The organism is Ramlibacter sp. (assembly GCF_013697775.1).
Classification (GTDB): Bacteria; Pseudomonadota; Gammaproteobacteria; order Burkholderiales; family Burkholderiaceae_C; genus Ramlibacter.
On sequence record NZ_JACCWG010000474.1, the window covers coordinates 1 to 10,069 of the forward strand.

12 protein-coding genes and 1 tRNA gene are annotated in these 10,069 nt (G+C 68.8%); 10 read left to right on the plus strand and 3 right to left on the minus strand.

All coding sequences use genetic code 11. From position 1 onward, the window contains the following. Positions 1–603, plus strand: a 603-nt coding sequence (locus H0U68_RS23980) for a LysR substrate-binding domain-containing protein (RefSeq protein WP_296359495.1), incomplete at its 5' end; no start/stop codon positions are given. A gap of 64 nt (positions 604–667) precedes the next feature. Here H0U68_RS23980 and H0U68_RS23985 read toward each other — a convergent pair. Further along, on the minus strand, positions 668–1,558 hold the full coding sequence (locus H0U68_RS23985) for a LysR family transcriptional regulator (RefSeq protein WP_296359496.1): 891 nt from the start codon (positions 1,556–1,558) through the stop codon (positions 668–670). Positions 1,559–1,637: 79 nt separating this feature from the next. Between H0U68_RS23985 and H0U68_RS23990 the strand changes: the two genes are divergently transcribed. The 3 genes from H0U68_RS23990 to H0U68_RS24000 all read left to right on the plus strand — a co-directional run bounded on the left by H0U68_RS23990 (position 1,638) and on the right by H0U68_RS24000 (position 3,384). After that, positions 1,638–2,255: a nitroreductase family protein gene (locus tag H0U68_RS23990; protein WP_296359498.1), complete on the plus strand. Its 618-nt coding sequence runs from the start codon at positions 1,638–1,640 to the stop codon at positions 2,253–2,255. Then, on the plus strand, positions 2,252–3,103 hold the full coding sequence (locus H0U68_RS23995) for an EamA family transporter (RefSeq protein ID WP_296359500.1): 852 nt from the start codon (positions 2,252–2,254) through the stop codon (positions 3,101–3,103). Before H0U68_RS23990 ends, H0U68_RS23995 begins: the two co-directional genes overlap by 4 nt. A 98-nt stretch (positions 3,104–3,201) precedes the next feature. Further along, positions 3,202–3,384 (plus strand): DUF3606 domain-containing protein, encoded by a 183-nt coding sequence (locus H0U68_RS24000; RefSeq protein ID WP_296359502.1) that lies wholly within the window; start codon positions 3,202–3,204, stop codon positions 3,382–3,384. 43 nt (positions 3,385–3,427) lie between these two features. On the opposite strand, the gene H0U68_RS24005 is transcribed toward H0U68_RS24000, so the two are convergent. Next, the gene (locus H0U68_RS24005) at positions 3,428–4,339 is read right to left on the minus strand and encodes a recombination-associated protein RdgC (RefSeq protein WP_296359503.1); all 912 of its coding nucleotides are present in this window, start codon (positions 4,337–4,339) and stop codon (positions 3,428–3,430) included. Positions 4,340–4,630: 291 nt separating this feature from the next. Between H0U68_RS24005 and H0U68_RS24010 the strand changes: the two genes are divergently transcribed. Continuing rightward, positions 4,631–5,050, plus strand: coding sequence for a hypothetical protein (locus H0U68_RS24010; protein WP_296359505.1), 420 nt, complete (start codon positions 4,631–4,633; stop codon positions 5,048–5,050). A 60-nt stretch (positions 5,051–5,110) separates the two neighbouring features. Here H0U68_RS24010 and H0U68_RS24015 read toward each other — a convergent pair. Beyond that, positions 5,111–5,186: transfer RNA gene (locus H0U68_RS24015), tRNA-Thr, on the minus strand. Between the two features lie 217 nt (positions 5,187–5,403). Here H0U68_RS24015 and H0U68_RS24020 point away from each other — a divergent pair. From H0U68_RS24020 to H0U68_RS24040, 5 genes are all read left to right on the plus strand, one after another. After that, a complete protein-coding gene (locus H0U68_RS24020; protein ID WP_296359507.1) occupies positions 5,404–7,134 on the plus strand; it encodes a hypothetical protein in 1,731 nt (576 codons plus the stop codon). After that, the gene (fdxA, locus tag H0U68_RS24025) at positions 7,131–7,469 is read left to right on the plus strand and encodes a ferredoxin FdxA (protein ID WP_296359509.1); all 339 of its coding nucleotides are present in this window, start codon (positions 7,131–7,133) and stop codon (positions 7,467–7,469) included. The genes H0U68_RS24020 and fdxA overlap by 4 nt, the downstream gene beginning before the upstream one ends. Further along, on the plus strand, positions 7,466–7,906 hold the full coding sequence (locus tag H0U68_RS24030; RefSeq protein ID WP_296359511.1) for a GNAT family N-acetyltransferase: 441 nt from the start codon (positions 7,466–7,468) through the stop codon (positions 7,904–7,906). The genes fdxA and H0U68_RS24030 overlap by 4 nt, the downstream gene beginning before the upstream one ends. Positions 7,907–7,917: 11 nt before the next feature. Continuing rightward, positions 7,918–9,801, plus strand: a complete 1,884-nt coding sequence (locus H0U68_RS24035; RefSeq protein WP_296359513.1) for an FAD/NAD(P)-binding protein — start codon at positions 7,918–7,920, stop codon at positions 9,799–9,801. A 15-nt stretch (positions 9,802–9,816) separates the two neighbouring features. Next, positions 9,817–10,069 (plus strand): amidase family protein (locus tag H0U68_RS24040; RefSeq protein WP_296359515.1); only part of this gene is annotated, 253 nt, incomplete at its 3' end.

Sequence of the window (10,069 nt, forward strand, 5' to 3'; positions counted from 1 at the left end):
GGCACGGTGCGCATCACGGCCAGCCAGCCGGTGGCGTGCCACCTGCTGCCGGCCATCCTGGCGCAGCTGCGCACCGCGCTGCCGCAGGTGCAGGTGGAACTGGTGGCCAGCGACGCGGTGAGCAACCTGCTGCGGCGCGAGGCCGACATCGCGCTGCGCATGGTGCAGCCGGAGCAGTCCACCGTGATCGCCAGGCGCATCGGCAAGGTGACGCTGGGCGCCTATGCGCACCGCGACTACCTGCGCCGGCGCGGTGTGCCGCGCACCATCGGGGACCTGCTGGCGCACGACCTGGTGGGCGGCGACCGCAACGACGCCATCCGCAAGGGCTTCGCCGCCCTCGGCCATACCCTCGCGCGCGAGCAGTTCGTGCTGCGCACCGACGACCTGGTGGCGTACTGGCAGGCGGTGCGCGCCGGCGTGGGCATCGGCTTCGTGGCCGACTACCTGGCGCGCGGCGACGCGGCGGTGGTGCCGCTGCTGCCGATGCTGAAGATCCCGCCGATCCCGATGTGGCTGGCAGTGCACCGCGAGATCCGGGGCAACGCGCGCATCCGCGCGGTGTACGACTTCCTGGCGCAGGCGGTGCCGAAGGCGCTTTAGGTGTTATCCACAGAAACGGTGGACAGAGCTGTGGAGAAGCTGCAGATGAGTGGTGCGGCGCCCATCACGGCCGGTCGAATTCCTCGGCAAGAAAGTCGAGGAACACGCGGATCTTCGGGGCGAGGTGCTGGCGCGACGGATAGACCGCGTAGAGCGTGGTCTCCACCGTGCGCCAGTCCTGCAGAGCGACCTGCAGCCGCCCCTGCCGCAAGTCGTCTTCCACATACGGGCGCGGCATCAGGCTCAGCCCGAAGCCTTCGCGCAGAGCGTCGCGCACGGCCAAGCTGGAGGTGACCGAGTAGCGCGCATGCACCGCCACCCGCTCGGTGCGGCCGTCCTTGCTGAACTCCCACGTGTCCGCGTGGGCCGACAGGGAAAAGCGCACGCAGGTGTGCGATTGCAGGTCGGCGGGCACTCGGGGCACGCCATGCGCCTCGAAATACGCCGGCGCGGCGCACAGCACGTGCGGCATGGCCGTGAGCCGCCTGGCGACCATGCTGGAGTCCTCCAGGCTGTCGCGGCCGCGGATGGCAAGATCGAAGCCGTCGCGAATCAGGTCGACCCTGCGGTCGTCCAGGTGCAGGTCGAGCGTCAGCGCAGGGTGGCGCGACAGGAAGCGCGGAATCGCCGCCGAAAGGCGCGTCAGCGTCACCGTCATGGGCGCGCTCACCCGCAAGGTGCCGCTCGGCCCCTTCTTCACCGGGCACAGCGACTGGTCCGCTTCGGACAGCGCGTCCAGCGCGCGCACCACGTGCTCCAGGTAGGTCGCGCCTTCGGCCGTCAGCGACATGCGCCGCGTGGTCCGGTGGATCAGCCGCGCGCCGACGTGCGCCTCCAGCTCGGCGACGTTCTTGCTCACGGCCGCCGGCGACAGCCCCAGCCGCCGCCCCGCGCCGGCAAAGCTGTTGAGGTCCGCCACGTGGCGAAACACCTGCAAGGCGGTATAGCGGTCCATGCGCTGTTCTCTGTGAGTGAAGAATGTCTTTCCATTCTGGCGGATTCTCATCTGAAGGTGAACTTCCTAAGCTCACCGCATGACAACGAACCCCACCATTGCCCTCATCGAGCAGCGCGTCTCGGCCAACCTGTTCGACGCGGAACATGCCTTGAGCGACGCGCAGATCGAGGAGCTGGCGCGCCTGGCCACGCGCGCACCGACTGCCTACAACCTGCAGAACTGGCGCTTCATCGCGGTGCGCACGCCCGCGGCAAAGCAACGCCTGCGGCAGCTGGCGCACGGGCAGGCCAAGGTCTCGGACGCCGCCGTGACTTTCATCGTCTGCGGCGTGCTGCCCGACCACGCGGTTGTTTCCGCAAGGCTTTCCGGCTTCGTGGCTGGGGGCTTCATGCCGGCGGACATGGCCTCGGCCTGGCAGGAAGGCGCATGCGTGCAATACGCCGACCCGCAGACCGCCCGCGACGAGGCGGTGCGCTCGGCCACCCTCGGCGCCGCCACGCTGATGCATGCGGCGCAGGCCTTGGACATGGTGTCCGGCCCCATGGTCGGCTTCGATGCCGAAGGCGTGGCGCGCGAATTCGGCCTGGCGCGCGGCGAGGTGCCGGTGATGCTGGTAGCGGTGGGCCGCGCCGCGCCCGGGAACTGGCCGCAAAAGCCGCGCCGCCCGCTCGCCGACGTGCTGCAGATCGCGTGAAGGCGCGCGCAACCGACCTGTGGCTCACGGCCATCGCGCCCGCCATCTGGGGCAGCACCTACATCGTCACCACCGAGTTCCTGGCCAACTTCTCGCCGGTGACGGTCGCCATGCTGCGCGCGCTGCCCGCGGGCCTGCTGCTGCTGGCCCTTGTGCGGCAGCTGCCCGCCGGCATCTGGTGGGCGCGCATCTTCCTGCTGGGCGCGCTGAACTTCTCGATCTTTCTCAGCATGCTGTTCATCTCGGCCTACCGGCTTCCCGGCGGCGTGGCCGCCACGGTGGGCGCGGTGCAGCCGCTGCTGGTGGTGTTCCTGGCCCGCTTCGTCCTGGCCAGCCCGATCCGGCTGCTGTCCATCGCGGCCGCGCTTGTCGGGGCCGCAGGCGTCGCGCTGTTGGTGCTGGCGCCGAACGCGGCGCTGGACCCGGTCGGCGTCGCCGCGGGGCTGGCGGGCGCGGCCTCCATGGCCTGCGGCACGGTGCTGAGCCGCCGGTGGCAGCCGCCGGTGTCGCTGCTCACGTTCACCGCGTGGCAGCTCACCGCGGGCGGCCTGCTGCTGGTGCCGGTGGCCGTGCTGTTCGAGCCGGCGATACCCGTGCCCACGGTGCAGAACCTGCTGGCGCTCGCGTGGCTGGGCCTCATCGGCATGGCGCTGACCTATGCGCTGTGGCTGCGCGGCATCGCGCGCCTGGAGTCCTCGGTGGTGTCGTCGCTGGTGCTGCTTAGTCCTGTGACCGCCATGCTGCTTGGCTGGCTGCTGCTGGCGCAGACGCTTGCGCCGCTGCAGGTGGCCGGTGTCGTCCTGGTGGTCGGCAGCATCTGGCTTGGCCAGAGGGCCGGCCGCCGCTGAAGGCCCACTCTTACGCAAAGCATCGAAGCCGGCCTGCGACTGCGCGGCGAAGGGAGGCGCAATCCTGCAAGCTCCAAAACCACGACAGGAGCATCGACATGGTAACGAGCAAGAAATCCACGTCCGGCCGCGCCCAGGACCGGTCCAAAGTGGCCGGCGGTCAGGAGCATGAAGTGCGCTACGAGGCGAAGAAGACCGGGGCCAGTGCGGCCGAAGTGAAGCAAGCCGTGAAGAGCGCGGGTAATTCGCGTAAGGCCGTCGAGAAAAAGCTGTCCAAGTAAGCGAAGCCCGCAGCCGCCGCGGCGCGGCGGCCCGGGTTCTGCCTCAACCGGCGGCGATGTGTTCGCCGCCGAGCGACGCCACCAGCTGCGGCAGCAGCCCGGAGAGTTCGCCGGTGGCGATGGCCGCGTCGGCATCGAAGCCGTCTTCGCCTTTCGCCACGTCCTTCACGCCGCGGATGTCGATCTTGCGGATGCCCAGCTGCTCGGTGAGCACGAAAGACACCTTGTCGTTCCACGTCAGCGCCAGCTGCGTGGGCAGCTTGCCTTCCTGGATGTGCTGTCCAATCTCGTCGAGCTCCAGGTTGTGCCGCGCATAGCGCACCACCGAGCGTTCCTCGCCCGGCTTCTTCAGTTCCAGGTCGCGGTCGATGGTGAAGCCTTGCGGCGCCAGCTTGGTCGTGAGCCATTCGGCCATGGCGGTGGCGGGCGCAAGCGAGGTGGACAGCGGCGCCAGCGGCAGCACGTGGCCCAGTTCGGCCATCACGTCCACCAGCTGCTTGATCGCCGGTTCGGCCGCCTTCATGCTGCCCGCGGCGATCACCAGGCTGCGCTTGTCGATGTCCAGCCACAGGCAATGCGCGCTGCGCTTGCTGAACGCGCGCGGCAGGAAGGTCTGCACAATCTCCTGCTTGATTTCCGCCTTCTCCTTGCGGCCCGGCTTGCGCCCGCGCTCGGCTTCCAGCGCCTTGCAGCGCGCATCGAGTTCGGTGCGCACCGCGCCGCCCGGCACCGCCTTGCGCTCCACCGCGAGCTGCGCGATCCACTGGCCGCCGACCGCTTCGACGAGCGCGCCGTTGTCCTTGCCGCGCGGCGGCACCCAGCCCGCGGAGTTTTCCTGCGTGGGGCCGCAGGGCACGAAGGCCAGCCGCTGCAGCGCTTCTTCCAGTTGTTCGAGCGGGGGCGGCGTCCATTCGGGACCGATGCGGTAGACGACGATGTTCTTGAAGAGCGGCATGCGGTGAACGCGGAGTTCGTTTGGGCAGGAGGGTCCGCATTCTCGCCTCAGTTTCGCCCTGCGCGCGCGCCTTGCCTCAAGTGTTGCAATCGGCGTGGCCCCCGCACGACGCCGGTGCGGCACATGCCGCGCATGCGCTTAATGCGCAGGCACTCCGTGGCAAACCGCGCCATTGCTCGCGATGCGCGCATTCCCCGGGCGTTGTCCACAGCGTTGTCCACGCGCCCTGTGGATTCGCGAGGGCGCCGGTGCGACACTGCGCACCAGATCGGCTTTCCCAGGAGACAGGAGATGCAAGCAGCCATCATCGCGGCCCTGGCGTCCACCGTGGCGCTGCTGGTCACGACCGCCTACTTCATCCTGGGTTCGATTCCGCTGCTGGTGCTCAAGCACGACACGCCGCTGGACGCGCGCTTCGTGCGGGGCTTCTTCAACTTCTATTACAAGGCGGCGATCGTTGCGGCGGGCGCGACGTCGATCAGCTATGCGCTCGCGGACCGGGCGGCGCTCGCGGCCGGCGGTGCAGGGCTGGTGCTGCTTGCCATCGTGCTGCGCAGGATGGTCATTCCCAAGATGGACGCGCTTGGCGCGCAGATCGCGTACGACGCGGATGCGATTCCCGGATTCCGCAGGATGCACCTCACCGCGATCGCGATCAACATCGCGCAGCTCGCGGCCATCGTGTGGAGCCTCGCGGCCGCGCGCCTGTAGACGCCTGTCGCCCTAGAGCGAGAAGCCCCCAGCCGCGACAGCTGGAGGGCTTTCTGTGTGTGGTGCCGGAGAGAGGAATCGAACCCCCGACCTTCTCATTACGAATGAGCTGCTCTACCGACTGAGCTACTCCGGCGGAACCCAAGATTGTAGCAGCGTGGAAAACCGGTTTCCCATCCAGGGGCCTGCCGCCGCGCTTGCAGCGCCGCGTCCGCCTGCGCTCCTGCGATGGCCGCGCCGGCAAATACTCCATTTAGAAATTAGCAAATTGCAATGCCGAACTGCCAGTGCTGGTAGTTGTATTGCGCATTCCTATTTGCGCTAATTGCAAGAGACATTGAGTCCTGAACGACATGGCCATCAAAGACATCCTCCAGACCATCAGCGACGCCGCGCCCGGCCTCGCGGCGCCCGATCTGTTCTACCGCGCGCTCACGCTCGACGACCGCATCCCGATGCAGCAGGCGGTGTCGTCGCTGGCCGACTCGGAACACTTCGTGCTGCAATGCGCCGAGCGTCCCGGGCCTGGCGTCGCCGCCACGCCCGCCAACACGGCGCTGGTGTACTGGCCACAGGGCAAGCTCGCGATGCTGCCGCGCGACGCGCTGTGCGGCACCGAGCACGTTCTCGGCTTCCTTCCGTTGGAAAGCGACGCGTTCGCGTGCTTCCTGGAGCTGCGCCACCAGCAGATGCTGCGCCTGGAGGCGGACCGCGGCACAGCCGCCGCGTTCTTCGAGCAGATCGGGTACGACGCGGCCTGCGCCGAGGTGACGCGCGCGATCGAGCACATGGCGCCGCTGATTTATTACCTGGGCGACCATTGCGCCTCCAATTTCTACGAGCTCGGCAAGCCGGAGAGTCCGCGCGCGTCCACGCTGGCCTCGTGTATCGCGGATGTGCGCACGCGCCGCGAGCTCGCGCGCATCGAGTCGCTGACGGTGGTGCTCTGCATCTTCGTGCTGATCCGCTCAGGCGCCAATTACCGTGCCGAAGAGCTTAATTCGAGCCAATTGTCCTTGCGGGTGTTGCATCGTTTTCTCGACGACAAGCGCGAGTATTACGCGCAATTCGACGACTGCGACACCTGCGCCGCTCCGTGGGACGGCAGCACCTCGCTGCTCTCCAAGGCCGAGTCGCTGGCGGCGATGCGCACGCGCATCGGCCAGTCCTACCGTTTCATCCGGACCATCAACGGCCTGAACCTTCGCAAGAAGGAAGTGGTGTTCACCGGGCCGGCGGTGGACGACATCAATGCCGCCCCTTACCACAAGATCGCGGCCGTGCAGCGGCGCCTGAGCCACCTCGCGGCCGACTGGCCGCAGGCCGACATCGGCCATTGGCTCACGAGCGAAGACCTTGCGGACGACGGATCGCCGCGCTTCGCTTCGCGCCTGGAGGGCCTGATCGACAAGGTGGTCGCGCAGGCGGTGGCCGAGACGCGCTCCGATCTGGGCATGACGCGCGGCGTGCGCGACTTCCGGCGGTTCGCTGGACTGCATGCGGCGCGCGCCACCGCGTCCGCCAGCGAACTGGGGCCGTCGGAATATTTCTGCCACGTGGTTCCGGCCGCCCCCCTGGGCGCGGCGCTTCGCCGGAAAGACGGTGTGCAACATCGTGAACGCCGTGTCCGCGCGGATGCGCTACAACTCCTGGCACTACACGCCGGGCTACTTTCCGCAGGACCAGGTCGCGCCGGAGCGCGGCTGGTTCTTCGCCCCGAGAATGGCCGACCTCACCGTCTATTCGGACTACCACCACGCGGGCCATGCGCATGCGCGCGTGCGCTACTGCATCCGCTCGCCGCTGTCGATCCGCGCCGGGCGCGACATCCTTGCCGGCTTCGCCGACCTGCGCCTGATGCGCCAGAGCGGAACGGCCTACGACCTGCACGAATTCGCGACCGCGCTCGCCTGCACCGAGGTGCTCCAGTTCCTCTACCAGAAGCTGATGGACCACCTGCTGGGCACCGACGCGCGCTACGCCTTCACGTTCGGCGACAAGCCGTGGTTCGACCGCGCGTACGCCGCACGCCCCGTGCCGGCGCCGCAAGCGGCACTGGCTTGAAACCAAAGGAGCGGACATGACATTCGTGGTGACGGAACAATGCATCCAGTGCAAGTTCATGGACTGCGTGGAGGTCTGTCCCGTGGACTGCTTCCACGAAGGGCCGAACTTCCTTGCGATCGACCCGGACGTCTGCATCGACTGCAATGTCTGCGTGCCGGAATGCCCGGTGGACGCGATCTACCAGGACAAGGAGCTGCCCGCCGACCAGAAAGATTTCCTGCAGATCAACGCGCGGCTGGCCGCGGCCTGGCCCCAGGTGGTCGCCAAATCGGCACCATTGCCGGACAGCAACGCATGGCGCGACAAGCCCGGCAAGCGCGCCTTTTTGCAAACCCTTCAAACCACTCCATGACCAAGAGCCCCATGACGACCGACTCCACCTCCGCCCGCCCCGCGATCGACTACATCGTGTCGCCCGACGTGCGCCCCGAACAGGTCTGCGACCTCTACCGCTCCTCCGGCATCCGCAGGCCGGTGGACGACGTGCCGCGTATCGCCGCCATGCTCAAGAACGCGAACCTGGTGATCGGCGCGTTCGCTGGTGGCAAGCTGGTCGGCCTGGCGCGGGCGCTTACGGACTTCAGCTACTGCTGCTACGTGTCCGACCTGGCCGTGGCCAAGGAGCACCAGAACGCTGGCATCGGGCGCGAGCTGCTGGGGCGCGTGAAGGAAGAGGTCGGCTCGCAATCGATGCTGCTGCTTCTGGCCTCGCCCGAGGCGATGCCGTACTACCCGAAGGTGGGCATGGAGGAGGTGAAGAACGGCTGGATCATCAAGCGCGCCGGCTGAGGCACCGCGGCATGGCGAATACCTTTTACGTGGCCCTGGTGGGCCTGGGCCCGCGCGGGCTTAGCATGCTGGAGCGGCTTTCGGCGGTCTATGCGCAGGCGCGGCCCGCGTGGCAACTGCAGGTGCACGCCATCGACCCGGGCGAACCGGGGCAGGGCGCGCACAGCGACTTCCAGCGCGAACACCTGCTGGCCAACACCGTCTGCGGCCAGCTGACCCTGTTCACCGATCCGTCGGTGCGGGACGCGGGTCCGATCGTGCAAGGTCCCTCGCTGCTGGAGTGGGCGCGGTCGCTGGGCTTGCGCAAGGTCGGCGGGCGCTACGTGCGCGCCGAGGCCGACGGCCGGCCCGTGGAGGAGAACGACTACCTGCCGCGCTGCCTGCTGGGCGCGTATGCCACGCACGTGTTCGACACCATCGTGCGCGCGCTGCCCGCGGGCATGTCGGTGACGCACCACCGGCACAAGGCAATGGACCTGCGCCCGGTGCCGACGGGCGGCTTCATCGTCGAGATGGATGGCGGCAGCCCGGTGCGGGCGGACCACGTCGTGCTGGCGACCGGCCACACGGAGAACCTGCAGGCGCAGGAAGACGCAGCGCTGGCGCAGGCCGTGTCCGCCAGCCGCCGCCGCAACCCCGAGCTGCGCTTCATCGCATCGCCGGAGCCGGTGGCGGAACTGCGCTCGATCTCCTCGCAGGCGACCGTCGGCATCCAGGGCATCGGGCTGACCGCCTACGACGTGATTTCCGAACTGACCACGGGCCGCGGCGGGACCTTCGCGCTCGCGGGTCCGGCGCGCCTGCTGTACCGGCCGAGTGGCCGCGAGCCCCGGCTGGTCGTGTTCTCGCGCCAGGGCATTCCGTTCTCCGCCCGCGCCACCAACCAGAAGGGCGTGAGCGGGCTGCACCGGCCGCGCTTTTTTACGCGCGAGTGGATCGATGCGCTGCGCGCGCAAACCGGCGCCTCGGGAGCGCCGGCCAATCTCGATTTCGAGCGGCAGCTGATGCCGCAGTTGCGCAAGGAGATGTGCTACGCACTGCGGCTCAGCGCGACCCATGGCGAGGCGGCGCAGGCGGCGGACTTCGAGCCGACCGCCGCCGAGCTGCAAGCAGTGGCGCGCGCGCTGGATCCGTTGGGAGACACCGTGTTTGCCGACGAAGCCGCGTTCGCGCGGGCGGTCCGCTGCCACCTCGAGGAGGACCTGGCGCACGCGTGCGGCGGCAACGTGAGCGATCCGGTCAAGGCCGCAACGGATGTCCTGCGCGACGTGCGCGACCACATCCGGCACGCGGTGGACTATGGCGGCCTGACCGAGGAAAGCCATCGCGCGTTCCTGGGCCGCACCGTTCCCACCATGTACCGGGTGTCCGCGGGTGCGCCGAAGGAGCGCAACATGGAACTGCTCGCATTGCTGGACGCGGGCATCCTGCGGTTCGGACCGGGCAGCAATCCCTCCGTGCGCCTGGACCCGGTGCAGGGGCGCTTTCTGCTCGGGTCTTCCGCGCTGGCGGCGCCAGCCTCGCTCGGCTTCGACGTGCTGGTGCGCGCGCGCATCGACAGCTGCGTCTATCCCTTGCGCCAGAACGCCTCGCTGCTGGCGCGCCTGGTGCAGCGCGGGGTCGCCCGGCCGTTCATGAACGGCGGCTTCCATCCCGGCGGCATCGACGTCGACCGGGCGCAGAACGTGGTGGCCGCCAACGCCAGCGTCTGGCCCGACCTGTGGGCGCTCGGGATCATCACCGAAGGACCGAACTTCTGCACCTACGTGCTGCCGCGCGTGGGCGTGAACTCCCGGTTCCTGCAGTTCTCCGGACGGTGCGCGCTCTGCATCGTCGAGCGCCTCGGCGCGCTGGACCGTGCACCGGCCGCGGCGAAGACGCTGCAGCCGGCCTAGACGAAAGAAAACCCGATGACGCACCCGAGCGACCTGGCCGACGCCACGGCCTCCGAACTCCTGGCCGGCTACCGGTCGCGCGAGATCTCGCCCATGGACGCCGCGCGCGCCGTGCTGCGGCGCATCGACACATGCAATCCGCGCCTCAATGCGTTCTGCCTGCTCGATCCCGACAGCACGCTGGCGGCCGCCGAACAGAGCGCGCAGCGCTGGGCGCGCGGCGCGCCGCTCGGCCCGCTCGACGGCGTGCCGGTGTCGGTGAAGGACC

Coding starts and splice junctions, on each gene's coding strand:
- H0U68_RS24005 (WP_296359503.1), bottom strand. CDS start 4,339: ATGCCGCTCTTCAAGAACATCGTCGTCTACCGCATCGGTCCCGAATGG.
- H0U68_RS24035 (WP_296359513.1), top strand. CDS start 7,918: ATGGCGAATACCTTTTACGTGGCCCTGGTGGGCCTGGGCCCGCGCGGG.
- H0U68_RS24020 (WP_296359507.1), top strand. CDS start 5,404: ATGGCCATCAAAGACATCCTCCAGACCATCAGCGACGCCGCGCCCGGC.
- fdxA (WP_296359509.1), top strand. CDS start 7,131: ATGACATTCGTGGTGACGGAACAATGCATCCAGTGCAAGTTCATGGAC.
- H0U68_RS24000 (WP_296359502.1), top strand. CDS start 3,202: ATGGTAACGAGCAAGAAATCCACGTCCGGCCGCGCCCAGGACCGGTCC.
- H0U68_RS24030 (WP_296359511.1), top strand. CDS start 7,466: ATGACCAAGAGCCCCATGACGACCGACTCCACCTCCGCCCGCCCCGCG.
- H0U68_RS23990 (WP_296359498.1), top strand. CDS start 1,638: ATGACAACGAACCCCACCATTGCCCTCATCGAGCAGCGCGTCTCGGCC.
- H0U68_RS24010 (WP_296359505.1), top strand. CDS start 4,631: ATGCAAGCAGCCATCATCGCGGCCCTGGCGTCCACCGTGGCGCTGCTG.
- H0U68_RS23985 (WP_296359496.1), bottom strand. CDS start 1,558: ATGGACCGCTATACCGCCTTGCAGGTGTTTCGCCACGTGGCGGACCTC.